General features: G+C 70.9%; 24 protein-coding genes and 1 pseudogene. 13 read left to right on the forward strand and 12 right to left on the reverse strand.

Annotated features, from left to right (window positions below):
- Positions 1-11: 11 nt before the first annotated feature.
- From AB6A69_RS03340 to AB6A69_RS03355, 4 genes are read right to left on the reverse strand one after another with little or no spacing between them, the layout of a single operon-like run.
- Positions 12-866, reverse strand: a complete 855-nt coding sequence (locus AB6A69_RS03340; protein WP_371059695.1) for a heme ABC transporter ATP-binding protein — start codon at positions 864-866, stop codon at positions 12-14.
- A gap of 7 nt (positions 867-873) precedes the next feature.
- A complete protein-coding gene (locus AB6A69_RS03345; protein WP_371059697.1) occupies positions 874-1,944 on the reverse strand; it encodes a FecCD family ABC transporter permease in 1,071 nt (356 codons plus the stop codon).
- Positions 1,945-1,947: 3 nt separating this feature from the next.
- Positions 1,948-2,790 (reverse strand): hemin ABC transporter substrate-binding protein, encoded by an 843-nt coding sequence (locus tag AB6A69_RS03350; protein WP_371059698.1) that lies wholly within the window; start codon positions 2,788-2,790, stop codon positions 1,948-1,950.
- Positions 2,787-3,839, reverse strand: coding sequence for a hemin-degrading factor (locus tag AB6A69_RS03355; protein WP_371059700.1), 1,053 nt, complete (start codon positions 3,837-3,839; stop codon positions 2,787-2,789). Before AB6A69_RS03355 ends, AB6A69_RS03350 begins: the two co-directional genes overlap by 4 nt.
- A gap of 184 nt (positions 3,840-4,023) precedes the next feature.
- Here AB6A69_RS03355 and AB6A69_RS03360 point away from each other — a divergent pair, with 184 nt between their 5' ends.
- The 9 genes and pseudogenes from AB6A69_RS03360 (at position 4,024) to AB6A69_RS03400 (ending at position 11,122) form a co-directional block, all read left to right on the forward strand.
- Positions 4,024-4,452: a TonB-dependent receptor plug domain-containing protein gene (locus tag AB6A69_RS03360; RefSeq protein WP_371059701.1), complete on the forward strand. Its 429-nt coding sequence runs from the start codon at positions 4,024-4,026 to the stop codon at positions 4,450-4,452.
- Between the two features lie 57 nt (positions 4,453-4,509).
- Positions 4,510-6,150, forward strand: coding sequence for a TonB-dependent receptor domain-containing protein (locus AB6A69_RS03365; protein WP_371059702.1), 1,641 nt, complete (start codon positions 4,510-4,512; stop codon positions 6,148-6,150).
- Positions 6,147-6,575 carry a hypothetical protein gene (locus AB6A69_RS03370; RefSeq protein WP_371059703.1) on the forward strand — a complete coding sequence of 143 codons (429 nt, stop codon included), beginning with the start codon at positions 6,147-6,149 and terminating at the stop codon, positions 6,573-6,575. Before AB6A69_RS03365 ends, AB6A69_RS03370 begins: the two co-directional genes overlap by 4 nt.
- Positions 6,572-7,239 (forward strand): annotated as a pseudogene (locus tag AB6A69_RS03375) (MotA/TolQ/ExbB proton channel family protein). The gene AB6A69_RS03370 and the pseudogene AB6A69_RS03375 overlap by 4 nt, the downstream one beginning before the upstream one ends.
- Positions 7,232-7,609 carry a biopolymer transporter ExbD gene (locus tag AB6A69_RS03380; RefSeq protein ID WP_371059705.1) on the forward strand — a complete coding sequence of 126 codons (378 nt, stop codon included), beginning with the start codon at positions 7,232-7,234 and terminating at the stop codon, positions 7,607-7,609. The pseudogene AB6A69_RS03375 and the gene AB6A69_RS03380 overlap by 8 nt, the downstream one beginning before the upstream one ends.
- A gap of 2 nt (positions 7,610-7,611) precedes the next feature.
- Positions 7,612-8,010: an ExbD/TolR family protein gene (locus tag AB6A69_RS03385; protein ID WP_371059706.1), complete on the forward strand. Its 399-nt coding sequence runs from the start codon at positions 7,612-7,614 to the stop codon at positions 8,008-8,010.
- Entirely contained in the window at positions 8,007-8,960 is a 954-nt protein-coding gene (locus AB6A69_RS03390) for a TonB family protein (RefSeq protein WP_371059707.1), read from the forward strand. The genes AB6A69_RS03385 and AB6A69_RS03390 overlap by 4 nt, the downstream gene beginning before the upstream one ends.
- An 85-nt stretch (positions 8,961-9,045) precedes the next feature.
- On the forward strand, positions 9,046-9,183 hold the full coding sequence (hemP, locus tag AB6A69_RS03395) for a hemin uptake protein HemP (protein ID WP_371060035.1): 138 nt from the start codon (positions 9,046-9,048) through the stop codon (positions 9,181-9,183).
- A gap of 304 nt (positions 9,184-9,487) precedes the next feature.
- A complete protein-coding gene (locus AB6A69_RS03400; RefSeq protein WP_371059708.1) occupies positions 9,488-11,122 on the forward strand; it encodes an oleate hydratase in 1,635 nt (544 codons plus the stop codon).
- 232 nt (positions 11,123-11,354) lie between these two features.
- On the opposite strand, the gene chrA is transcribed toward AB6A69_RS03400, so the two are convergent.
- Complete coding sequence (gene chrA / locus AB6A69_RS03405; RefSeq protein WP_371059710.1) at positions 11,355-12,572, reverse strand: chromate efflux transporter; 1,218 nt, start codon at positions 12,570-12,572, stop codon at positions 11,355-11,357.
- 313 nt (positions 12,573-12,885) lie between these two features.
- Between chrA and phnD the strand changes: the two genes are divergently transcribed.
- From phnD to phnE (AB6A69_RS03425), 4 genes are all read left to right on the forward strand, one after another.
- Positions 12,886-13,836 (forward strand): phosphate/phosphite/phosphonate ABC transporter substrate-binding protein, encoded by a 951-nt coding sequence (phnD, locus tag AB6A69_RS03410; protein ID WP_371037142.1) that lies wholly within the window; start codon positions 12,886-12,888, stop codon positions 13,834-13,836.
- Positions 13,837-13,902: 66 nt separating this feature from the next.
- Entirely contained in the window at positions 13,903-14,724 is an 822-nt protein-coding gene (gene phnC, locus AB6A69_RS03415; RefSeq protein ID WP_371059711.1) for a phosphonate ABC transporter ATP-binding protein, read from the forward strand.
- On the forward strand, positions 14,721-15,524 hold the full coding sequence (gene phnE / locus AB6A69_RS03420) for a phosphonate ABC transporter, permease protein PhnE (protein WP_371059712.1): 804 nt from the start codon (positions 14,721-14,723) through the stop codon (positions 15,522-15,524). Before phnC ends, phnE (AB6A69_RS03420) begins: the two co-directional genes overlap by 4 nt.
- Complete coding sequence (gene phnE, locus AB6A69_RS03425) at positions 15,521-16,333, forward strand: phosphonate ABC transporter, permease protein PhnE (RefSeq protein ID WP_371037139.1); 813 nt, start codon at positions 15,521-15,523, stop codon at positions 16,331-16,333. Before phnE (AB6A69_RS03420) ends, phnE (AB6A69_RS03425) begins: the two co-directional genes overlap by 4 nt.
- On the opposite strand, the gene AB6A69_RS03430 is transcribed toward phnE (AB6A69_RS03425), so the two are convergent.
- The 7 genes from AB6A69_RS03430 to AB6A69_RS03460 form a co-directional block, all read right to left on the reverse strand.
- Positions 16,326-17,189 carry a transglutaminase-like domain-containing protein gene (locus AB6A69_RS03430; RefSeq protein WP_371059713.1) on the reverse strand — a complete coding sequence of 288 codons (864 nt, stop codon included), beginning with the start codon at positions 17,187-17,189 and terminating at the stop codon, positions 16,326-16,328. The two genes, phnE (AB6A69_RS03425) and AB6A69_RS03430, sit on opposite strands and share 8 nt — an antisense overlap.
- Positions 17,186-18,235, reverse strand: a complete 1,050-nt coding sequence (locus AB6A69_RS03435; RefSeq protein ID WP_371037137.1) for a permease — start codon at positions 18,233-18,235, stop codon at positions 17,186-17,188. The genes AB6A69_RS03430 and AB6A69_RS03435 overlap by 4 nt, the downstream gene beginning before the upstream one ends.
- Positions 18,236-18,291: 56 nt before the next feature.
- Positions 18,292-18,609, reverse strand: coding sequence for an ArsR/SmtB family transcription factor (locus tag AB6A69_RS03440; protein WP_371037136.1), 318 nt, complete (start codon positions 18,607-18,609; stop codon positions 18,292-18,294).
- Positions 18,610-18,662: 53 nt separating this feature from the next.
- Entirely contained in the window at positions 18,663-19,670 is a 1,008-nt protein-coding gene (arsB, locus tag AB6A69_RS03445) for an ACR3 family arsenite efflux transporter (RefSeq protein WP_371037135.1), read from the reverse strand.
- Positions 19,671-19,809: 139 nt separating this feature from the next.
- Positions 19,810-22,329 carry a cation:proton antiporter gene (locus AB6A69_RS03450; RefSeq protein WP_371059714.1) on the reverse strand — a complete coding sequence of 840 codons (2,520 nt, stop codon included), beginning with the start codon at positions 22,327-22,329 and terminating at the stop codon, positions 19,810-19,812.
- A gap of 257 nt (positions 22,330-22,586) precedes the next feature.
- A complete protein-coding gene (locus AB6A69_RS03455; RefSeq protein WP_371059715.1) occupies positions 22,587-23,441 on the reverse strand; it encodes a universal stress protein in 855 nt (284 codons plus the stop codon).
- A gap of 10 nt (positions 23,442-23,451) precedes the next feature.
- Entirely contained in the window at positions 23,452-24,936 is a 1,485-nt protein-coding gene (locus AB6A69_RS03460; protein ID WP_371037132.1) for a SulP family inorganic anion transporter, read from the reverse strand.
- Positions 24,937-25,090 lie beyond the last annotated feature (154 nt).

A 25,090-nucleotide genomic window follows, 5' to 3' on the forward strand; every position in this document is an offset into this window, starting at 1 on the left:
CGCGCGCGACGTTACCCCGAACGCGCCGGGCACGCGGCCTCCGGGACGATCTCGCCGCCATCCGCCGGAGCATGACGAGGCGCGCGCGGGCCGGTGCGCGGCGTCACGATCAGGCGGGCAGGGTCCGAGAGTTCCACGACATCGAGACGGCAGCCGTAGACCTGCTCCAGAATTTCGGGCCGGAGAACCTCGCCGGCCGCCCCTTCGCCCGCGACGCGGCCCTCCTGCAGCAGCGTGACGCGATCGGCGAACATGGCCGTCAGCGTCAGGTCGTGCATCACCGCGACCACGCCGCCGCCTGCGCGGGCGTAATCGCGGGCCAGCTCCATCACCTGGAGCTGGTGCGCGATGTCGAGGCTCGCCACCGGCTCGTCGAGGAACAGCCAACGGGGGCCCTCGGGGGCCACCGGCTCCCAGACCTGGGCGAGCACGCGGGCGAGCTGGGCGCGGGCCTGCTCGCCGCCCGAGAGTTCCTGGTAGTGCCGGCCCTCGTAGCCCGCAAGGTCCACCCGCGCGAGCGCCGCGCGGGCGCGCGCGGTGGCCCCCGCGCCCGCCTGGCCGCCCGCCTCGGCGCCGAAGCGCACCACCTCGAGCACCGTGAAGGGAAAGGCCAGCCGCGTGAACTGCGCGAGGACCCCGCGCCGCCGCGCGAGCTGCCAGGGGCGCAGCTTTCGCGGGTCCTCGCCTTCGAGCAAGAGCCGCCCCTCCGCCGCGATCTCGCCGGTGAGCGCGCGCATCAGGGTGGTCTTGCCCGAGCCGTTCGGCCCGACGATCGCGGTCAGCGCGCCGGGCATGGCGCGGAAGTCGAGGCCGTCGAGAACCCGGCGTCGGCCCAGCGTGACCGTGAGGCTGGAGGCGTCGATCATGCGCGCCTCACAGGTCCGGCACGCCGCGCCGGCGCAGAAGGATCCACAGGAAGACCGGCGCTCCCAGAAGCGCGGTGATGATCCCGATCGGAAGTTCGGCCGGTGCGATGACCGTGCGCGACAGCATGTCGGCGCCCACCAGCAGGCTCGCGCCCAGAAGCGCCGCGTTGGGCAGAAGGCGGCGGTGGTCCGGCCCCGTGGCGAGACGCAGGAGATGCGGCACGACGATGCCCACGAACCCGATGCCCCCCGAGACGGCCACCGCCGCGCCCGTCGCCGCGGCGACCGAGAGGATGGCGAGGTTCTTCATCCGCTGCACCGGCACGCCCATATGCGCCGCGGCCGCCTCGCCGAGCGCGAGACCGTTGAGCCTGCGCGCGAGCCAGAGCGTCCCGGCCATCGCGGCGAGCATGATCGGCGCGGCCACGGCCAGCTTCGGCCAGGCCGCGCCGGCGAGGGAGCCGAGCCCCCAAAAGGTGAGGTCGCGCAACTGCTGGTCGTCGGCGACGTAGACCAGAAGGCCCGTCGCCGCGCCGGCGAGCGCGCCGAGCGCGATCCCCGCCAGGAGCATCGTGGCCACCGAGGTCTGCCCCGCGCGGGTGGAGACGCCGTAAAGGACCATCGTCGCGGCCCATCCGCCGAGGAACGCGGCGACCGGCACGGTATAGATGCCGGTGGCCGCGGCGATCGCCGGCGGCAGCAGGCCCCCCAACACGATGGCCGACACCGCCCCAAGCCCGGCCCCGGCACCGACGCCGACGAGCCCCGGATCGGCGAGCGGGTTGCGGAAGAGCCCCTGCATCACCGCGCCGGAGACCGCCAGCGCCGCGCCCACCAGGAGACCCGTGGTGAGGCGCGGCAGGCGGATCTCGAGGATCACGATCCTTTCCTGCAGCGTCAGGCCCTCGCCCGAGACGACACGGGCGAGGGCGTCGGTCAGCGACACGCCCGCCGTCCCCGTGGCGAGCGACGCCCAACTCGTCAGAAGGGCCAGCGCGACGAGCCCCCATGTGGCGCGCCGTGCGAGCAGGCTGCGGTCGCCCGCGGCAGGAGGCGCGCCCTCGGCGATGGCGACCATGGCTCAGCTCCCGTTCGGGTAGAGCGCGGCGTGGAGATCGGCGACGGCCTCGGCCGTGCGCGGGCCGAATCCCAGAAGATAGAGCCCGTCCATCTCGACCAGCCGGCCGTCTCGGCCGGCGGGCGTGGCGGCGAGGGCCGGGTGCGACAGCACCCCGGCGCCGCCATGGCCCGCGCGGCCCTCCATCATCAGCACCACGTCGGGCGCCGCGGCGAGCACCGCCTCGTCGGTGAGCGGCTTGTAGCCCTCGAAGCCCGTGACCGCGTTCTCGCCCCCCGCGAGGCGGATCATGGAATCGGCCGCGGTGCCGCTGCCCGACGCCATGAGCCGTCCGCCCTCGGCCGACAGCAGGAAGAGCACGCGTGCCGGCTCGCCGATGTCTTCCGAGCGTTCTCGGATCGCGCGCATGTCCGCGCGGATCGACGCGGCGAGCGCCGCCGCCCTGTCGTCAAGGCCGAGGGCCGCGCCCACCGCCTCGACCTTCCGGGCGACGCCCTCCGCGTCGCTGGCGTCGGGGATCGTGACGAACGGGATTTCGGCCGCGGCCAGAAGTTCGACCGTCTCGGGCGGGCCGGCGCCTTCCTCCGCGAGGATGAGGTCCGGCGCGACCGACAGCACGCCCTCCGGCGAGAGCCGCCGGACATAACCCACGTCGGGCAGGGCTTCAGCGTCGGGCGGCCAGGTCGATGTCGTGTCGCGCGCGACGAGGCGATCACCCGCGCCGAGGGCGAAGACGGTCTCGGTGACCGAGCCGCCCACCGCGACGATGCGCTCCGCCGCGGCGGCGCCGAGCGGGAGGCAGAGGAGGGCGAACGCGGCGGCGAGGCCGGTGGGTCGGATGGTCATGCCGTCGCCTCCGCGGTCTCGGCCGGGGCGAGCTCGGCGGCCATGGCGTTCCAGGCCACGGGCTCGGCTTCCTTGCGCTTGCCGAAGCATTGCAGGATGAGCCGCCCCTCCTCGTCGAAGGCTTCGACCGAGATCGCGGGCCCGCGCTGCGTGGGCTTCCACACGCGCCAGACCTCGGCGACGTGATCCGCCCGCAGATGCAGGTTGAAGCGCGGGTCCATCACGTTCTGCCAGGGGCCCATCGGGGTCAGCGTGTGGATCGTTCCGGCGTGGATCTGGATGCAACCCGGATTGCCCACGAAGAGCATGATCTCGATGCCCTCGGCGGCGCAGTGCTCCAGCATCGCGGTGACGGCCTCGGGGGCGAGCGGCTCGACATAGGGTGCGCCGGCCGCGCGGTAGGCGCCCAGGCGGTTCATCTTGAGCTTGGAGACGAGGCGCAGGAACTGGTGGGTATCGGTCATCCGCTCCCACTCCTTGCGCAGGATGTCGATCCTGTCCTCGCGGATCCACGCGCCCTCCGGCGGTGTGCGCGGCGCGACGTCGAACTCGCGGCTTTCGTCGCCCGTGGCGAGCGTGGCGACGAGGCGATCGAAGGCCGCGATGTCCGAGGCGGGTTTCAGGTGCACCTTGTGGACCGCGTCGCCGGCGGCGTCGAAGACCTGCAGGCTGCGCCGGAGGCCGGCCCCCGTCTCCTCGGTCACCGCGAAGGCGTGGGCCCAGTGCTTGGGGAACATGCGCAGATCGATCTCGGGGCCGAGCACCATCGTCGCGTGCTCGCCGGGATGATACTCCAGATAGCTGCCCACCCGCTCATGCACCGCGCTTTCGTTGCGGGTGAGCGCCATGACCTCGCCAAGCTCCGTCACGGCGGGCATCAGAGCGTTCGGGTGCGCCGCGATCCGGGTCGCCGCGCGGCCGGTCTCGGCCGCGAGCAGGGCGGCCTCGGGCACGCGCAGCGCCGCCGCGAGATCGCGGGCGCGCAGTTTCGGCCGCTCGGCGCGCGCCGCAAGGATGGCATCGGGGGAAATACGGGATGTTTCGCTCATGGGGTCCGCCCTTTCTCGTCGTCCGGACCTGCTCTGGCGGCGGCTCGAGGGCGCGGACTTCTCTTGACTGTTTCAGTCGGGATTCGTAAGGCTGCATTCCTGACACATCAAGTAAGAATTGCACGACGCGGTCACGCCAGCCCGACGCCATCCCGACCCGCACCTGGAAAAAGGAAGGGAAAGGATGAGAACGGGCAAAGTGCGCCTGCTCTGGGGCGCTGCCGCGACGGCGCTGGCCGCGGTGCTCGGGGGGCAGGTCTCGGCGCAGGAGACGGAGGGCGGTTTCACGCCGCTCGGGCGACTGGTTCTCGGCGCCGGCACGGAGAAGGTGGCGATCGATACGCCGCAGGCGGTGACGGTGCTGGAACAGGAGGACATCGACCGCGAACAGGCGACGACCGTGGGCGAGCTCTTCGACACGGTCCCGGGGGTCGAGACCGGCGGCTCCGGCCGCCTTCTGGGCGAGGCGTTCAACATCCGGGGCATCGGCAACACCGAACAGACCGCGAGCCAGTCACGAATCATCGTCACCGTGGACGGTACGCCCAAGTTCTTCGAGCAGTATCGCACCGGGTCCTTCCTCGGCGACCCGGCGCTCTACAAGCGGGTGTAGATCCTGCGCGGCCCCGCCTCCTCCACCCTCTACGGCTCGGGCGCGATCGGGGGGGGGGTGATCAACTTCACCACCAAGGATGCCTCGGACTTCCTCGAGCCGGGAGAGACGGGGGCGCTGCGCTTCTCCACGGGCTACGGCTCGAACGGGAACGCATGGCGGGGCGGGCTGATCTATGACGCGCGGCCCAACGAGAACGCCGAGTTGCTCTTCGCGCTCAACCGCGCCACGTCGGACGACGTGGAAGACGGCGACGGCACCACGCTGGACGGCACCGCCTATCAACGCTGGTCCGGGCTGGTGAAGGGCACCTTCCACTTCGGGCAGAACGACGACCAGTCGCTGCGCCTGTCGTGGTCGCGCACCGACGGCGATCTGGCCGACACGGTTGTGGCGCAGACGGGCGCCTCCGCCGTGGCGGGCTTCGGCACGGCCGAAATCCGCAGCCTCGACGACACGGTGACGCTGTCGTGGGATCACCAAGGTGCAGGCAACCCATGGCTCGACCTCGACGTGACGTTGTCGTGGTCGAACACCGAGGTGGAGAAGCGCGACTTCTCCGCCGGCTTCCTCTGCGCGCCGGGCATCTTCCTTGTCCTTTGCGATAACGATGCCGCCTACGAGCCCCTCTCGCTCAAGGCCGAGAACACCATCGAGTTCGGCAGCGGCGCGTGGGAGAACTACCTGACCTTCGGCACGCAGCTCTCGCAGCAGGAGCGCACGGCGTCTTCTTCCCTGGGCGCATTGCCCTTCCATCCCGAGGGCGCGGACAGCCGCGCCGCGATCTACGCGCAGGGCGAATTCAGCTGGAACGACCGGCTGACCCTCATCCCGGGGCTTCGGTTGGAAAAGGCGTTCCAGGATCCCGGCGCCGCCGCCGAGGCGGCGGGCGCGCGCGCGACGAAGGAGCTTGCCGTCTCGCCGAAGCTCGCCGTCATGTACGAGCTGAACGACGCGTGGTCCGTCTTCGGATCTCTCGCCCGGACCGAGCGCTTGCCGACGCTCGACGAGCTCTATTCGAGCGAAGGAGAGGTGCAGCGCGGGCCCTTTTTCTTCGGTCCGCGCACGCCGAGCCTGAACCTCGACCCCGAGATCGCCACCACGGTCGAGATCGGCCTCGCCTACGAAGGGTTCGACGTGCTGAACGAGGGCGACAGCCTGCAAGTCAAGGCGACGGCCTTCAACAACTCGATCCGCGACCTGATCGCCACGACGCCGCGCGCGACGGGGCCGACGACCGGACAGGCGGCGGTGCCCCATTTCTCGAACGTCGACAGCGCGCGGATCTGGGGCCTCGAATTCGAGGGCGCCTACGATGCCGAGGGCTGGTTCCCGAATGCCGCCTATTCGCTGGTCCGTTCGGAGGACGAGAGCACCGGCGAAACGCTGACCGACACGCCCGCGGACACCCTCTCGCTAACGCTGGGCACCAGGCTGCCGGAACGCGGCCTCCGCCTCGGGTGGCGGGGCAACTGGGCGAACAGCAGCACCACCGCCTCGGCCGAGACGAGCGGCGACAGCCATGTCACCCATCACCTCTTCCTCGACTGGACGCCCGACTCCGGGCCGCTCGAGGGCATGACGGTGAACCTCGCCGTCGAGAACGTCACGGACGCCACCTACCGGCCCAACCTGCAGCTCGACAACGCGCCGGGCCGGACCTTCAAGATCGCGCTCACGAAGGAGTTCGACTGGTGATACGACAGTTTGTCCCGACCCTGCTTGTTTCCCTGGCCATTGCAGGCGCCGCGGCCGCGAGCGAAGGGGAGACCGACCGATCGCTCCGGCTGGAGCTCAACACGCTGACGCAGACGGAAAGCGCCTGCCGTCTGACCTTCGTGGTGGACAACGCGCTGGGCGCCGATCTCGATGCCCTCGTCCTCGAGACCGTGGTCTTCGACGCCGGCGGCGTGGTGGAGCGGCTGTCCCTCTTCGATTTTCAGTCGGTGCCGGAGGGGCGGACCCGGGTGCGCCAGTTCGACCTGCCGGGCGCCGAGTGCGCGGCGCTCGGGCGGGTTCTCGTGAACGCGGCGGAGGACTGTTCGGGCGCGGGCCTCGAGGCCGGCGTCTGCATGGAGCACCTGCGGCTGGAGAGCCGCGCGGATCTCGAGGTGTCGGGATGAGCGCGCTGGCTGAACTCCTGGCCGGCCTGCGCGAGGCCGTGGCGCTTGGCGGCCCGGTGGTGGCGCTCCTCGGCGGAGTTTCGATCGTGGCGCTCGCCGTCGTGCTGGCCAAGCTCTGGCAGTTCCGCGGCCTCGGCGTGGGCCGGCACGAGGCCGCGCGCTCCGTGATGCGGACGCAGGCGCGGAGGCCGCCGCGCGGGCCGCCCTGGCGCGAAGCCCGAGCCACCTGTCCCCCGTGCTCGCCCGCGCGCTCGGCGAGGGGGCCGGCCAAGCCCGCTCCCGCCTTTTGGCCGAGATCGACGCCGGGCTCGCGCGCCTCGAGTCGGGGTTCCGCCTGCTCGATTCCGTCGTTCAGCTCGCCCCGCTTCTCGGCCTTTTCGGCACGGTGCTCGGGATGATCGAGGCGTTCCAGGCCCTGCAGGCGGCCGGGGCGGCCGTCGATCCCTCGGCGCTTGCCGGGGGGATCTGGGTGGCGCTGCTGACCACCGCAGTGGGCCTCGGCGTGGCGATGCCCACGGCGCTCTGCCTCACCTATCTCGAATCCCGCGTGGCCGCGGAGCGCGCTCTCTCGGACGAGGCGCTGGAGGTGCTCCTGCGCCCGGGGTTCGGCCCGGACCCCGCGCCGGAGGCCGCGGCTCACGTCGCGGGGGTGGCCCATGCGTAGCGCGCCCGGCTTCCGGCGCCGCCGGCTGTCGCTGACGCCGCTCATCGACGTGATCTTCCTGCTGCTGCTCTTCTTCATGCTCTCCTCCACCTTCACGCGCTTCGGGGAGCTGCCGCTCGCGGCCGCGGCGCGCGGCGCGATGCCGGGCTACGCGCCGCCGGTCTTCGTGCGGCTCGCGCCCGACGCGATCAGCGTGAACGGCGAGGCCACGGCGCTCGAACACGCGGCGGCGGCGGTCAGGGCGCGCCTGGGCGAGGACGGCCGCGCCGTTCTGGTCAGCCTGCAAGGGGAGGTCACGGCGCAGCGGCTGACCGATCTGCTGGTCGCGCTCCGGTCCGTCCCGTCCGCCGACGTCCGGGTGCTCGGCTGACCGTGGCGGGCCGCCGGACATATCGCCGCGCGCGCGGGGAGCCCACGATCGCGCTCATCAACGTGGTCTTCCTGATGCTGGTCTTCTTCCTCGTCGCCGGATCGCTGGCCCCGCCCCTCGACGGCGACGTGAAACTCGTCCGCGCGGCGGAGCTCGACCGGAGCGCCCCGCCGGACGCGCTGGTGATCCGCGCCGACGGCACGACGCTCCATCGCGGCCGGCCGGTGTCGGCCGCGGACTACCTCGCCCGGTGCGCCGAGGAGACGGGCGCGACCGCCCCGGCCGCCCGCCTCGTGCCCGACCGCGCGCTCCCCGCGCGCCGCCTGGCGGACATCGCGGGCGCGCTGCGCGCGGCCGGGGCGGGGGAGGTGATCCTCGTGACCGAGAGGGCGCTTCCGTGACGCCGCGGGCGCTCATCCTCGCCGGGGCCGTTTCTGCCGCGCTTCATCTCGCCGCGCTGGGCGTCGTCCTGCGGCCCGAGCCCGACGCGGCGATGGCGGGGGGCGGCGCGCCCAGCGCGGTCGCGCGCCTCGGCGACAGCTTCGCCGATCTCGCCGCAGGCGGCGCGGCCTCTCCGCCTCCGCCTGCCCAACAGGGGCCGGCCGCGACCGCACCGGCTCCGCAGCCGGTGGAGCCTGAGCGCGCCGAGGCCGTTGCGCCTGCACAAGCGGCGCCTGCCGCCCGCCCGGACACTGCCGCAGCGCCCGCGCACGAGCAGGCGCCCGCGCCTGCGCGACAGGCCGCGGCCGTCCCCGCGAAGACTGCGGCCACCGCCCCTGCGGCCGTGCCGGAGGAGAGCGCCCGGGCCGCGGGCCAGCCTGCCTTCACGCCGCCGGCGGCGGCGGCAGAGCGCGTGACCGGCGTGGCCCCGGTGCGTGTCCGGCAAGCCTCGGCGGAGACCCCGCGCCCCCGCCCGCGGCCTCCGCGCCGGCAGGAGCCCGAGCCGTCCCAGGCGCGCGCGCCCGCCGCGCCGGCCCCCGCGGGCAACGCCGAACGGAGCGCGCGGCGGGGCGACGCCCAGGGCGCCCGGGACGCCGAGGCGACGCGCGCCGCGACGGTCACGACCAGCCCGAGGGCGGAAATCGGCCGCGCCGAGGCCGCGAACTACGGCGGCCGCGTGCTGCGCCAGATCGCGCGCACCCGGAAGGAGCGCGTGCGCGGCCGCGGCGTCGCGGTGGTCGGCTTCCGGATCGGGGGGAGCGGCGAGCTCGTCCCGGTCAGCGTCCTGAGAAGCTCCGGCGCGCGCGATCTCGACCGCGCGGCGCTCGATCACATCCGCCGCGCCGGGCCCTTCCCGGCCCCGCCGCGCGGCGCGCCGCGGAGCTTCTCCTTCGAGTTCGCGGGCCGGTGACGCCATGAGAAAGCAGGAGAGACGTGCCATACAAAGGAGTGTCGACACCGACCGTCTATCCGGAGACGCCTCCTGCGCCGGACGCCTGTCCGCCCGGCCGGATCTGCCGCGCCACGATGCCCATGACCTCATGGCGGGGGGATCGACCGCCGAGATCGACCTCGACGGCCAGGTCTACACGCTGCGGATCACCAGGGCGGGCAAGCTCATCCTGACGAAGTAGACACTGCGCGGACGCCTCGCCGCATCCGGGGCACGGCGCCCGCAGACGGGGAGGAGCCGGCACGGTGGAAAGCGCGCCGTAGATGCCTGGCCGCGCGTGCTGGAACATGCGTTTGTGCATGCCAGCAGCCGGAGGCGGAGCGTTCTCTTCCTCGGGGCCTCGAAGGTCGCGAGAGGGGGCTCGTCAAGGACGACGCTCCGATGACGAAGATCAATGACAGCCGGTCGCCACGGCGGCGAAAGTGGGCCCGGGGAAGAGGCTTTCCGCCGGGGTGAGGGCGGCGGGACCGGGCGCGGGCGGGAGCATGGCTGGCAGGGACGGGCGGGCGGCCCACTACATGATCGGCGGCGGGATCGCCTCGCTCGCCGCGGCGGCGTTTCTGATCCGCGACGCGGGGGTTCCGGGCGCCTCCATCCGCATCTTCGACGACCAGCCGCAACCGGGCGGCGCGCTCGACGCCTCGGGCGGCGTGGCGGAGGGCTACCTGACCCGGGGCGGGCGCATGTTCGAGCGCAATTTCGTGAACACCTTCGATCTTTTCGACGATATCCCGTCGGCCGACGATCCCGACATCTCCGTGAGCCGGGACATCCTCTCGTTCAACGAGGAGGTGCGCGCCGCGTCCAGATGCCGGCTGATCGCGGCGGGAGAGAAGGCGGACATGGCGCATCTCGGCCTCGGCGCGGGCGACATCGTCGCGCTCAACCGCCTGCTGATCGTTCCGGAACGCCGCCTTGCGGGCCGCACGATCGGGTCTTGGTTCGACCGCGACTTCTTCGAGAGCAACTTCTGGATCATGTGGTCCACCATGTTCTCGTTCCAGCCCTGGCACGCGCTGGCCGAAATGCGCCGCTACATGCGCCGCTTCATCCATCTCCTGCCGGGCCTCACGCGCATCGCCGGGGTTCTGAGAACGCGCTACAATCAATATGACAGCCTGGTCTCGCCGCTGGTCGCGTGGCTGGAAGAGCGCGGCGTCGCCTTCGAGCGGGAGGCCCGGGTCACGGGGCTGTCGATCCGGGGCGACGCCGAGGGCCGCCGGGTGGACCGCATCGACCTCGCCGATGGCCGGCGGCTGGCGCTCGGAGAGCAGGACCGCGTCTATGTCACGCTCGGCTCCATGGTGGACGGCGCGACATATGGCTCGAACGACCGGGCGCCGTCCCTTGAGCCCGCGCCGACGCCCTCCTGGGATCTCTGGAGGTCGTCGCTCGCGGCCCGCCATGACGGGTTCGGCCGCCCGGAGGCGTTCTGCGCCGACACCCGCCGCACCGCCTGGACTTCCTTCACCGTCACCCTGCGCGAGACGGGGTTCCGGGATTTCGTCGAGGAACTGACAGGAAACGCCACCGGCACGGGCGGGCTCGTGACGATCCGCGACAGCGGATGGCTCATGTCCTTCGTCTTCTTCCGCCAGCCGCATTTTCGCGCGCAACCACCCGACACGACGGTGTTCTGGGGCTACGGACTGCGCGGAGACCGGAACGGGGATTACGTCCCGAAGCCGATGTGGGAGGCCACGGGCGACGAAATCCTCGCCGAACTGGCCGGCCAGCTGCGCCTCGGCGCGGATCGGATGGGCTGGTTCGACGGCGCCCGGGTCTTGCCCTGCCGGATGCCGTTCATCACAAGCCAGTTCATGCCGCGGCGTTCGGGCGACCGGCCCGCGACATGCCCGCCCGGCGCGAAGAACTTCGCGCTGATGGGACAGTTCGTGGAGCAGCCGCTCGATACGGTCTTCACGGTCGAGTACTCGGTGCGCAGCGCCCGCGCCGCCGTCCACGCGCTGACGGGCCGAAGCCCGCCGCTGCCCGTCGTGCGCACCGACCGGGATCCGGCCGTGCTCTTCCGCGCCGCACGGGTTCTGCTGACCGACGGAGCCGCATCCACCGCTCCCGCATCGGCGGACGCGACTGGCCGGGCGGACACGGCGCGGTGAGCCGGCCACCGAAAGCCGGTACGCCGGCTCCCGAATGGCGGGCCCCGCACGCTGCGGCCTCCGCGCCGCCGACATCCGCAACGAAAACCGCGACCGGCACGTGCTGGAGGTGGCGGCGCGCCTCGCCGGGTTTCAGGGATGACCTTTCCGGGTTCCCACGCGGCGCGCATGGTGCGCCACGGAGGCTGCCCGGTGCACGTGGCGCGGTGAGGCGCCGGGGCGCCGCGTTCGCTCAGCCTGCGAGCGCCAGCCCGGCACCGCCCGCCGCCGCGAAGAGCACCACGGCCCAGGGGGGCACCTTCCACGCGATCAGGGCGACGAGGCAGGCGAGCGCGAGCGCGAAGTCGCGCATGTCGCCCACGGCGCCCGTGAAGACCGGCGTGTAGAGCGCCGCGCCGAGGATGCCCACCACGGCCGCGTTCGCGCCGCGCATCGCCGCCTGCGCCCGCGCCATCTTCCGGAACCGGTCCCAGAACGGCAGCACGCCGACGAGGATCAGGAAGCCCGGCAGGAAGATCGCCGCCAGCGCGATCGCCGCGCCGGCCACCCCGTTCGGCTCCGGCCCCAGCACCGCGCCGAGATAGGCGGCGAAGGTGAAAAGCGGCCCGGGCACCGCCTGCGCCGCGCCGTAGCCGGCGAGAAAGGCGTCCGCGGTGACCCAGCCGGGGACGACGGTCTCTGCCTGCAGGAGGGGCAGCACGACGTGGCCGCCGCCGAACACCAGCGCGCCCGAGCGGTAGAAGCCGTCGATGACGGCCAGCGCCTGCGACTGGCCCGCGATCAGCGGCAGGAGGAGCAGAAGACCGGCAAAGGCCGCCAGCGCAAGCCCGGCCTGTCTCCGGCCCACCGGCATGGCGACACGGCCGCCGGGCGGCTGCGCGTCGCCCGCGCCCAGCGCCAGCCCGGCGAGCGCGCCGAGCGCGATCGCCCCCACCATGCCCGGGGCGCCCGGCACGACGGCCAGCACGGCGACGTTGCCGACCGCGATGCTCGCGCGCGCGCGATCCGGGCAGAGCGTCCGGCCCATGCCCCAGACGGCCTGCGCGACGATGGCCACGGCGACGATCTTCAGCCCGTCGAGCGCGCCGGTGCCAACGGGCCCAGAGATCGATGCGGCCGTCATCGCGAAGGCGAGAAGCGCCAGAGCCGACGGCAGCGTGAAGGCGGTGAAGGCCGCGAGCGCCCCCGGCCAGCCGGCCCGCGTCAGTCCCAGCGCGAAGCCTACCTGGCTCGATGCCGGGCCCGGCAGGAACTGGCAGAGCGCGACGAGATCGGCATAATCCCGATCGGAAAGCCAGCGCCGCCGCATGACCAGCTCGTCCCGGAAATAGCCCAGATGCGCGATCGGCCCGCCGAAAGAGGTCAGGCCCAGCTTCAGGAACACCGCGAAGACCTCGCGCGCGCGGCCCGTCCCGGGGCCGGCCGCGGCCCTGTCCGTTGTCTCGTCCATGACGTGCCCCGCCTTTCGCGCCAGCGTTCGTCTCCCGGACCCCGGGTTCGGGACAGCCTCGCCGGGGTGTGCCCGCAACGGAACGTAGTCGAACTCCCGGCGGCTGCCAATCGGCGCCCGCCCGGCGACACGCGGGCTCCGCAGCGCCGGAGGTCGGGGCGGGCAGGCGGCCCCTTGCGCCGGGGGGAGGCGCGCACGGCCGGCCCTGCCGCAAGGTCAGGCCGTGCGCGGGCGCCCGATGGCGCGCGATGTCATGCGCCTGTCATCTACGGGCGTTAGGCCCCACCCGAACCGCAGAATATGGGGGAGACTCATGAAAACCTTCGCTACACTGTCCGCCGTCGCAGCGCTCGCGCTGGCATTTCCCGCGCATGCCGAGTTCAAGCTCGGCGACCGTTACGTCGACAACGACGGTGATCTCATTGCCGACATCCCCGAGGATCCGTCGGAGTGGATCGACCCCGACACGCTGATCTTCGCCTACACGCCGGTCGAGGATCCGGCCGTCTATGCCGAGGTGTGGGCCGGCTTCCTCGAGCACATGGCCGAGGTGACGGGCAAGCAGGTCCAGTTCTTCCCCGTGCAGTCCAACGCCGCGCAGATCGAGGCGATGCGCGCCGGCCGTCTGCATGTGGCGGGCTTCAACACCGGCTCGAATCCGCTCGCCGTGGCCTGCGCCGGCTTCCGCCCCTTCGCGATGATGGCGGCCGAGGACGGTTCCTTCGGCTACGAGATGGAGATCATCACCTATCCGGGCTCGGGCATCGAGAGCGTGGAAGACATCCGCGGCAATCAGCTCGCCTTCACCTCGGAAACCTCGAACTCGGGCTTCAAGGCGCCCTCCGCGATCCTCAAGGCGGAGTTCGGCATGGAGGCCGGCGCGGATTTCGAGCCCGCCTTCTCCGGCGCGCACGACAACTCGATCCTCGGCGTCGCCAACAAGGACTACATGGCCGCCTCGATCGCCAACTCGGTCAAGGGCCGGATGATCGACCGCGAGGTGGTCTCCGAGGATCAGCTGGTGACCATCTACCAGTCGCAGACCTTCCCGACGACGGGCTACGGCACGGTCTACAACCTCGCCCCCGAGCTTCAGGAAAAGATCCGCGAGGCGTTCTTCAGCTTCGACTGGGAGGGCACCGCGCTGGCCGAGGAGTTCGGCCGCAACGGCGAGGACCAGTTCATCGAGATCACCTTCCAGGACGACTGGGCCGTGATCCGCACCATCGACGAGGCCAACGGCGTCGTCTACGAGTGCAACTGATCTGATCGACCTGTTTCGGCGCGGGCGGCCCGGCGTCGCCCGCGCCTTGCATTTCGCGGGACCGACATGCTGCACCTCGAGGGGCTTTCCAAGACCTACAGGACTGGCGACGCCGCGCTCGCCGACGTGACGCTGCGCGTGCCGCAAGGGCAGATCATGGGGCTGATCGGTCCATCCGGGGCCGGCAAGTCCACGCTGATCCGCTGCATCAACCGCCTGGTGGAGCCCAGCTCCGGCAAGGTCATGCTGGGCGACGTCGATCTGGCCCGGCTGGGCAAGGCCGATCTGCGCCGCCAGCGCCGCAGGATCGGCATGATCTTCCAGGAATACGCCCTCGTGGAGCGGCTGACCGTGATGGAGAACGTCCTGTCGGGGCGCCTCGGCTATGTGCCGTTCTGGCGCAGCTTCCTGCGGAAGTATCCGCCCGACGACATCCGGCGCGCCTATCGCCTGCTCGACCGCGTCGGGCTGATGGAACAGGCCGACAAGCGCGCGGACGCCCTGTCGGGCGGGCAGCGCCAGCGCGTCGGCATCGCCCGTGCGCTCGCGCAGGAGCCCGAGCTTCTGCTGGTGGACGAGCCAACCGCCAGCCTCGACCCCAAGACCAGCCGCCAGATCATGCGCCTCTTGACCGAGATCTGCGCCGAACGCGACCTGCCGGCCATCGTCAACATCCACGACGTGCCCCTCGCGCAGCAGTTCATGCAGCGGATCGTGGGGCTGCGCGCGGGCCGCGTGGTGTTCGACGGACCGCCCGCGGAGCTGACCGAGAGCGCGCTGACCAGGATCTACGGCGAGGAAGACTGGAACGCGATGCGGCAGGGCGACGAGGAACAGGCCGAGGCGGAGGCGGAGGCGAAGGCGCGGCTGGAGGCGCTCGCGCAATGAGCGCGCCCTATCCCGCCACCTGGCGCCGTCCGCCGCAGATCGTGAAGGACCGGCGCTGGCGGATCGCGCTGCAGGTCGGCATCGTCGCCTACCTGGTCCTCGCCATCGGCACCGTCGAGGTCAACTGGGAACGCGTGGCCGTCGGTCTGGAACGCGGGCAGCGCTTCGTCATGGGCTTCCTGCAGCCCGATTTCGCCAGCCGCTGGGGCGACATCTCGCGCGGGCTGGTGGAAAGCCTGACGATGACGCTGACGTCCACCGTCGTCGGCGTGGCGATCTCCGTGCCGATCGGCATCGGCGCCGCGCGCAACCTCGCCCCGGCTGCGGTCTACTACGTTTGTCGCGCGATCATCGCGGTGAGCCGCGCGCTGCAGGAGGTGATCATCGCGATCTTCCTCGTCGCGATGTTCGGTTTCGGCCCCTTCGCCGGGTTCCTGACGCTGAGCTTCGCCACCATCGGCTTCATCGCCAAGCTGCTGGCCGACGATATCGAGGAAATCGACGAGGCGCAGGCCGAAGCCATCCGCTCCACCGGCGCCTCTTGGTTTCAGCTGGTCAACTACGCGATCCAGCCGCAGGTGATGCCGCGGCTGATCGGCCTGTCGCTCTACCGCCTCGACATCAATTTCCGCGAAAGCGCGGTGATCGGGATCGTCGGTGCCGGGGGTATCGGCGCCACGCTCAACACCGCCATCGACCGCTACGAATACGACAGCGCCGGGGCGATCCTGCTCATCATCATCGGTATCGTCATGGTCGCCGAATACAGCTCGAGCTATCTGCGGAAGTTCCTGCAATGAGCGAGATCACCCATTACAGCCAGGTCTGGAGATTCCGCACGCCGCGCGCGCGACTGCTGCTCTGGGCGGGCTGGCTGGCGCTGGTGGCGCTCTTCGTGTGGTGCTGGCAACTGATGACGAAGGACACGATCTGGTTCTTCGTCGCGGATGCGCCGCGCCAGGCCGCCGATATCGGGGGCCGCATGGTGCCGCCCAGGTGGTCCTACATGTCGGAGCTCTGGCTGCCGCTCTGGGACACGATCAACATCGCCACGCTGGGCACCATCGGCGGGGTCGTCATGGCGGTGCCGATCGCCTTCCTCGCGGCCCGCAACACGACGCCCTCCGCGACGATCCTGCGGCCCCTCGCGCTCTTCGTCATCGTGGCGTCGCGCTCGATCAACTCGCTGATCTGGGCGCTGCTGCTCGTGGCGATCATCGGGCCCGGGCTGCTGGCCGGCATCGTCGCCATCGCGCTGCGCTCCATCGGCTTCATCGGCAAGCTGCTCTACGAGGCCATCGAGGAGACCGACGCCCGCCAGATCGAGGCGATCGAGGCCACTGGCGCGAGCGGCGCGCAGGTCCTCAACTACGGCATCGTGCCGCAGATCATGCCCGCCTTCTGGGGGATCTCGGTCTTTCGCTGGGACATCAACATCCGCGAAAGCACGATCCTGGGGCTGGTGGGCGCGGGCGGCATCGGGCTGAAGCTTCAGGCCTCGCTCAACACGCTCGCCTGGAGCCAGGTCTCGGTCATCCTGATCCTGATCCTCGGCACCGTGGTGGTCAGCGAATGGGTCTCCGCCCGGATGCGGCACGCCATCATCTGACGCCGGCAAGAGGCCCTTCCGCCGGCGCCCGGGCATCGGCCAGCCGCACGGAGAGCGACAAGCGCCGCACGGCGCCGTCGTGCAGGGCCAGCGGCTCGGACAGCAGTTTCAGCATGGGCGGGATCCGGGGGTCGTCGTAGCTCTGGCCCATGGAATGTCCCAGCGCCACGCGGCGGCCGGGCCGGGGATCGAGCGCGGCCCGCGTGGGTCCCAGCCCGGCCTTCATGTGATGCGCGATGTCCCATTCCAGGACCTCCCCGTCATGGCGCGTGACGACCCAGCAATGCATGTCATGGGTGACGCCGCCGCGATCGGCCGGGAAGAAGTGGCCGTAGACATAGGCGGCCTCGTAGCCGGCCGCGCGCAGGCTCGCGACGAGATAGGTGTTGATGTCCACGCAGGAGCCGGGCGTCGTCCCGCAGGACAGGTAGGGCACGGCGTCCGTGCCGTCGTTGAAGCGGGTCTCGGGATGCGCGTAGTCGAAGCGCGCCTCGGCCTCCGCGACCAGCGCCGCGATGCCGACGCGGCCGCCGCCCGCCCGCGCGGCGATCCCGCGGCTGGCGTCGGCAAGCTCCGCCGCCGCGGCGGTGAAACGGTTGGCGCGCGGGCGGAACGCGGCCTCGGGGTAAGGTTGCCCGGCCGGCGCGGGCGCCACCGCGTAGTCCAGAACGAGCGGACCGCCGGCAGGCCGGAGAAGCGCCGCGCCAAGCCCCAGTTCGGGTTCGCCCAGCACCCGTTCGATACGGCCCCCCGTGACGTCGAGGGCCGTCACCGCGTCGTGGGGGGTCGCGATCCCGACCGGCGCGAGCACAAGCGCGCAGGCGGGCTCTTCCACCGTGACGGTCAGCCGTTTCATGCGAGCGTCCAGAGCTGGAACAGGACGCCCGAGGCGAAGGCGCCGGTGAGAGAAAGCGCGATGTAGAGGGCGAAGACGGGCGGCCGGGCCAGCGCCCAGACCGCCATCGCCGCCGGTATCGAGGTCACGCCCCCCGCCACGAGAAAGGCCATGCCCGCGCCGGGCGCCATGCCCTGCTCGATCAGCCCGCCCACCAGCGGAAGCGCGGCGTAGCCGTTCAGGTAGGCCGGAACGCCCACGAAGGTCGCCGTCACGATCGGCATGAAGCCGTCTCCGCCAAGCGCCGCCGTCACCGTCTCCGCGGGGATCCAGGCGAGCATCAGGCTTTCGAGAAGGAAGGCGAGCGTCAGCCACTTGGCGAGGAACAGCGTCGTGTTGAGCGCGGTCTTGCCGAATTTCGCCCGGCGCTCGCGCTCCTCCCAGAAGCGCCACGCCACGGGTTTCGGCGCGCGCACGCTCGAGCCGCCGCAGCCGCCGTCGCCCACGCCCTCGCGCAGCGGGTTCGAAAGCGCCCCGCCGCGCGCCAGAAGATGCACGACGATCCCGCCGAAGACGCCGAGCCCGATCGCGGCCACGGTCTTGGCGACCGCGAAGTCGAGGTCGAGCACGCCCACGGTCAGCACGAACATCGACGGGTCCATGATCGGAGAGGCCAGCCAGAAGGCCATCACCGCCGAAAGCGGCACGCCCATCGCCAGGAGCGCAGCGATTAGCGGGATCACCCCGCAGGAGCAGAAGGGAGAGATCCCCCCCGCCAGCGCGCCGAGCCCGATCATCAGAAGCGGCGCGCCCGTGAAGGCGCGCGCGATCAGGTTGTCCGCGCCCGTGGCGCCCGCCCAGGCGGCGATGGCGATGGACAGGACGAGATAGGGCGCCGTGCGCAGAAGCGCCCCGCCCGCGAAGGCCGCGCTGTCGGCGGCCTGCCCGGGGTCGAGGATGGCCAGCACCGTGAGGATCAGGGCCGAGGCCAGCCAGACACGCTGCGCGCGCCAGATCGTTCCGATCGCGGAGCGCAGCCCCGGTGCGGGAAGGGTCGTGTCGGTCATGTCCATTTCTCCGGGATATTGGTTGTTTTTCGACGGCAAAAAACCGTGTGGGCGTGTCATGCCGCGCCCTCCGCGGGCTGCATGGTCACGCCGGCGCAGCATTCCGAGGTGAGAAACGCCAGCACCTCGTGCATCGCCGGGTAGTCGACCCGGTTGAAGACTTCGCGGCCGCGTTTTTCCTGCACCACGAGCCCGGCATCGACCAGCGTCGAAAGATGATGTGCGAGCGTCGAGGGCGCGAGCCCGAGATGCGCGCCGATATCGCCGACGCGCAGCCCTTCGTCCCCCGCTTTCACGAGCAGGCGGAAGATGGAGAGCCGGGCATCGTGGCCAAGGGCGGCGAGCGCGCGGGCGGTGGGGCTTGTCGTGGTCATGGCGGCAAATATAACCACGATTCCGGTTTTGTCGAGTTCTTTTTCGACGTGGCTCAGGCGAAGCGGGCGCGCGTGCGGTTGGCGAAGGCGACGAGCGACAGCATCACCGGCACCTCGACCAGCACGCCGACCACCGTGGCCAGCGCCGCGCCGGAGTTCAGGCCGAAAAGGCTGATCGCCACGGCGACGGCCAGCTCGAAGAAGTTCGATGTGCCGATCAACGCGCAGGGCGCCGCGATCCGGTGTGGCACGCGCAGCGCCCAGGCAGCGGCATAGGCCAGCGCGAATATGCCGTAGGACTGGATCAGGATCGGTGTCGCGATCAGCGCGATGACCTGCGGGCGGTCGAGGATCACCTGGCCCTGCAGCCCGAAAAGGATCACCACCGTCATGATCAGGCCCAGGATGGACCAGGGCTTGATGCGGTCGCGGAACGCCTCGATCCGCGCGGCGCTGCCCAGCCGCGCGCGCGTCCAGATGCCCGCCGCGAGCGGCAATGCGACGAACAGGATCACCGACAGCACCAGCGTCTCCCACGGCACCTCGATGTCGGTGACGCCCAGCAGCACGGCGACGATCGGCGCGAAGGCGAAGACCATCACGATGTCGTTCACGCTGACCTGAAGAAGCGTGTAGCCTTCGTCGCCCCGCGTGAGCTGCGACCAGACGAAGACCATCGCCGTGCAGGGCGCGGCGCCGAGGAGGATCAGCCCGGCGATGTATTGCTCCGCGTCCGCGGGCGCGATCAGGTCCGCGAACACGACCTCGAAGAACAGCACCGCCAGCGCGGCCATCGTGAAGGGCTTGACCAGCCAGTTGACGGCAAGCGTGATGGCAAGGCCCCGCGGCTGCTTCAGCACGTCCTTCAGGCTGCCCGGATCGACGCCGACCATCATCGGATAGACCATCGCCCAGATCAGCACGGCGACGACCAGGTTCACGCGGGCCAGCTCGGCCGCCGCGATGGCCTCGACCAGCGCCGGCACCGTGCTGCCGATGGCGATCCCGGCGACCATCGCCAGCGCGATCCAGAGAGAGAGGTAGCGTTCGAAACTGCCCATGCGCTCCGGATAGGCGATCCGTGACGGGCTGTCGACACGTCGCCGGATCGGGTGAGAACGGGACGCGATCCGGCGGGCCCGGGTGATCGGGAAGGCAAGCGTCAGGAACGCCACCACCAGAGGCCGCGGCGAAAGTCCGTCAGGTCGCCCGCGACCGCGAATCGTCCGAGAAAAGCGCGTCGGGCGCGATCCCGCGCTTTTCCGCGCTTGCCCGGACCGCGTCCTGCAAGGCGGTGCTGCGGGACAGCAGGCGCCGGAAGCGTTCCTCGTCGAGGACCAGAAGCGTCGACGGTGCGATGGCCCGCACCTCGGCACGGCGCGCCTTGTTCATCAAGATCGCCATCTGCCCGAACATCTCGCCCCGGCCCAGCCGCCAGGTCTGGCCCGCGCTTTCGAGTTCCACGGCGCCCGACGCGATGAAGAATACGCTCTTGGCGGCGCTGTCCTTGTGGATGATCGTCTCGCCCGCATTCACGTAGCGCGTCTTCAGCGCGCGCCCGAGCCGGCGCAGGCCCGCGTCGTCGAGATCGGCGAAAAGCGGAAACTGCCTGAAAAGCTCCGAGCGCTGCAACGCGATGTCGAGGCGCGGCCGTTCCTCCGCCGCCGTGCGCCGCAGCGTGAGCCCCTGCATCAGCGCGGTGAAGACCTCGGCGCCGATCAGCCCGTCCTCGCGCATGGCGGTGTATTCCCGTTCCTCGAGGCGAAGCGCGGTGCGCCGGATGAAACGCCGTTCCAGCTTTTCGGCATAGCCGGGGTATTGCAGGCGCAGCCCTTCCAGCGCCGTCTCCACGGCCTCGATCCGCCGCGACAGCAACTCGTGCAGCAGTTCCGCGACCCGCCGTCCGTGGATGCGCCGGATGCGGCCGTCGATGAAGGCCCCGAGGTCGCGCAGGATGAGGCGCTGCGCCAGCAGCGCCTCGAACCGGTCGGCCGTCATGCGGGCCAAGGGCCAGGACACGTCCAGCCGGCTGTTGAGCACCACCGCCGCGCGGAACGCGCGCCCGTAGGCGATGCTGCGGCGCGCCGCGCGCTGATAGCCGCTGCGCCCGCCCGAGCGGGCGTTCTCGATCAGCCTTTCCGCATCCGACAGAAGCTGGTCGGCCATGCGGGCGGAGATCGTGCGCTCGCGCACCCGCGCCAGGATCGTGTCGCGTTCGAACCCGGCCAGCGCGATCAGTCCCAGCGTGATGCGGTCGCGGTCGAGGATGTCGGCGCTGGCCTCCGCCATCTTCACCGCCTGGTCCAGCCTGTCGCCGAATCGCTTGGCCTCCGAGCGCACGATCTTGCGGGTGAGGTCGTAATTGTCGGTGGTGCGCGCCACGTCCTCGCGGACGGTCTGAAGCGCGACGGCCACGACCTGCCGCGACAGCGCCTCGTCGATGGGCGACAGGCGGTCGAGGCCGAGCCGCGCGATCACGGCGCGCAGCGTGGTACCCTGCACGATCAGCGTGAAGAGCGTGAAGCCCGTGGCGAGGATGCCCACCACGCGCTTCACCTCGACCGGGACGCGGAAGCTTTCGGTCACGGCGAGGGCGAGGGCCAGTGTCACCGCGCCTCGCAAGCCGCCCCAGAGGATCGCGGCCCGGTAGGGACGCTCGACCTGCGGCGAAAGGCGCAGCAGGGTGAGCGCCGGCAGCAGCACGAAGAGGATCACAGCCCGCGCCGCGATGGCGGCAAGGATCACCACCCCGATCAGGACGAAGTCCTCGACGCGGACCTCTTCCAGCAGGCGCGGGATCAGCAGCGCGGCGAGAATGAAGATCAGCGCCCCCGCCCAGTGCGCGAGCAGGTCCCAGACCTCGCGCAGGTTCGCCCATGCCTGCGGCGGCAGGCGGCCGGGCCCGGCCAGGTTCAGCGTCAGCCCCGCCGCGACGACCGCGATGACGCCCGAGGCGCCGATGCTCTGTTCCGCGCCGATATAGGCGAGATAGGGCAGCGAGACGGAGATCGAGATCTGCGCGAGCTCATGGCGGCTGAAGAGCGCCATCACCCACACCGCGACGCGCGCCGCCAGCCAGCCCGTCAGCACGCCGCCCAGGATTAGCATCGGAAACTGGGCGAGCGCGTCGCGCAGGCTGGGATCGGGCACGCCCAGCATCACGAAGCCCATGAACAGGCCGAAGAGAGCGATCGCGGCGGCGTCGTTGAGCAGGCTTTCCCCCTCGATGATCCGCGCGAGCCGCCGCGGCGCCGAGATCGAGCGGAAGATCGACACCACCGCGGAAGGGTCCGTCGTGGACACGATCGCCCCGATCAGCAGACACGCCGCGAGCGGTAGCGTGCTTGTCCACGACAGCGCGTACCCCACGCTCAGCGTCGCCACGACCACCGCGACCACGGCAAGCACGAGGATGGGCACCCAGTCGTCCAGCATCCGGCGCAGGTTCATCCCCAGCGTGGCCTGGAAGAGCAGCGTGGGCAGGAAGACGTAGAGAAAGACATTCGACCGGATCGGCAGGCCGAGGATCGCCTCGGCCACCGGGTTCAACGCATCGGTGAGTTCGGTGCGCAGGAAAAAGGTCGCGCCGGCCCCGATCAGCACGCCGAGCACGGCGAGGATCACGCTGTAAGGCAGGCGCAGCCGCGCGGCCAGCGGCTCCGCCATGCCGATGACGAGAAACAGCGACGCGATGATCGTGGTGACGAGAACGATGTCCATGGCTTGAAATAACCGGAAAATCCGGGAGGGGGAATTGCCGCGGCACGCCATCGGACGCCGGGGCCGCGGCCCGCGCATGGTGGGCTTTGAGGGCGAGAGGATCCTTCGGCCCTGTGCCGCCGCGCCGCCATGGCGCCTTCAAAACCGCGGGGTGCCACCTTTCGCGCGCCCGCGGCGGCTGTCGGGGCCTTGCCGCTCGATCCTCGCGTCCCGGAACCGCCGCGGCGCCGCGTGGCGCTACTGCGCCTCGGCGGCGCTCAGCGCATCAGCACCACCGGCACCTTGCACGAGCGGATCATCTCGGTCGTGGTCGAACCGATGACGAGGGTCCGGATCCGGGAGTGGCCGTAGGCGCCCATCACCAGCAGGTCGATGCCCTCGCCGTCCACGAATTCGCCCAGCGCCTTGCCGGGCTGGCCGTCCAGCACGCGCGTCTCGGCCACGTGGCCGCCCGCGTCGAGCGTGGCCCGCGCGCTGGCCAGCGCGCGGCGCATTTCCTCGTTGTCCGCGCCAACGGTGGCCACCACCACGTCGAGCCCGGTGAACAGGGGATCGCGCGCGACGTGATCCACCGCCTTCATCGCAGACACGCCGCCGTCATAGGCGATCAGCACCCGCTTGATCTGGCGGAAGGCGCGGTTGGCGACGAAGACGGGCTTCTGGCTGGCGCGGACGATCCGCTCGAAGTTCGAGCCGAGATGCGTCTTCTCGAGGCCCGCCGCCTCGCCGCGCTTGCCGATCAGGATCATGTCGACCGCGCCCTCCTTGGCCACGACCGTATCGACGATGTCGTCGTGGCGCAGGCGCGTGACCACGTCGCCGACGCCCTCGGCCTCGACCAGCGCCTTCGCGTCCTCGAGGATCGCGCGGCCCTGCGCCTGGGCGAGTTTCGCGTGCTGCTCGTCGAGCGCGGTGAGCTTTTCGAGCAGGTTCGAGCGCGCCCCCAGCCTGATCGAGCCGGAGAGGTCGCGCTTGCTGCGCGCGCGGCGCGGGTCGAGCACGTGGTAGAGCTTGACCTGCGCGCCGGTGCGCGACGCGATCCACGCGGCGTGGCGGCAGACGCTCTCGGAGTAGGCCGATCCGTCGACCAGCGCCATCAGAACTGCGGTCATGCGCTTCCCCTCAATGCCCCATCAGCTTGTCCATCGCGCCCGGCTTGTCGTGCATGGCGAGCCGGTCGACGATGGTTTCGGACGCCTGGTTCATGCCGACGATCTCGACCTCGGCGCCCTCGCGCCGGAACTTGAGCACGGCCATGTCCAGCGCGGCCACCGACGAGATGTCCCAGATATGGGCGCGGCTGACATCGATGGTGACCCGCTCCAGCGCCTCCCGGAAATCGAACGAGGCCATGAAATCCTCGACCGAGGCGTAGAAGAGCTGCCCCTCGACGACATAGGTGCGCGCGCGCCCGTCCGGCGAGATCTCGGAGGTGACGCGGAAGATCTGGGCGATCTTGCCGGCGAAGAAGATGCCCGACAGCAGCACGCCCACCAGAACCCCGATGGCGAGGTTGTGGGTGTAGACCGTCACCACCACGGTGGCGAGCATCACGACCGAGGACGAGCGCGGATGATCGCGCAGGTTCCTGATCGACGACCATGAGAACGTGCCGATCGAGACCATGATCATGATCGCCACCAGCGCCGGCATCGGGATCCGGGCCACCACATCGCCGAGCGCGACGATCATGAACAGCAGCACCGCGCCGGCCGTGAAGGTCGAAAGCCGCCCGCGGCCGCCCGATTTCACGTTGATGATCGACTGGCCGATCATCGCGCAGCCGGCCATGCCGCCGATGAAGCCGGTGGCGGTGTTGGCGACGCCCTGCCCGATGCATTCCTGGTTCCGGTCGCTTGCGGTGTCGGTCAGGTCGTCGACGATGGTCTGCGTCATCAGGCTTTCCAGCAGCCCGACCGCGGCGACCGCCAGCGAATAGGGCAGGATGATCTGCAACGTCTCGAGGCTCAGCGGGATGTCGGGGATCAGGAAGACGGGCAGCGTGTCGGGCAGATCGCCCATGTCGCCCACCGTGCGCACGTCGAGCCCCAGGGCCATCGCCGCCGCCGTCAGCACGACGATGGTCACGAGCGGCGAGGGCAGCGCCGTGGTCAGCATCGGGAAGAGGTAGATGATGGCGAGGCCGGCGGCCACCATGGCGTAGGTCACCCACGTCACGCCGGTGAGTTCCGGGATCTGCGCGAGGAAGATCAGGATGGCGAGCGCGTTGACGAAGCCCGTGATGACCGAGCGCGAGACGAAGCGCATGAGCTGCCCCAGCCGCGCGAGCCCGGCGGCGATCTGGATGAGCCCCGCGAGCACGGTCGCGGCCAGCAGGTATTGCAGCCCGTGCTCCTTCACCAGCGTGACCATCAGCACGGCGGTCGCCGCCGTCGCCGCGGAGATCATGCCCGGCCGGCCGCCCGTGATCGCGACGATCACCGCGATCGAGAAGGAGGCGTAAAGCCCCACCTTGGGATCCAAGCCCGCGATGATCGAGAATGCGATCGCCTCGGGGATGAGCGCCAGTGCGACGACGAGGCCGGCGAGGATGTCGCCGCGGATGTTCCCGATCCACTGGTCACGGTAAGCGTAGAGCGCGTTCATGGTCACCCCGTTGGCGGGTCGTGGTGACGCGCCGTGTCGGCGCGCCCGGGATCGTCGGCGATGCTCCGGCAAGGGGTCGTGGCGCACGGCCGACCCGGGCGGGTTGCGCGCGTCATACAGGAATTCTGGTCGCGTGCAACCGCTCGGCCGAATC

Origin of the sequence: Rhodosalinus sp. 5P4 (assembly GCF_041365695.1) — a bacterium.
Taxonomy (GTDB): Bacteria; Pseudomonadota; Alphaproteobacteria; order Rhodobacterales; family Rhodobacteraceae; genus Rhodosalinus.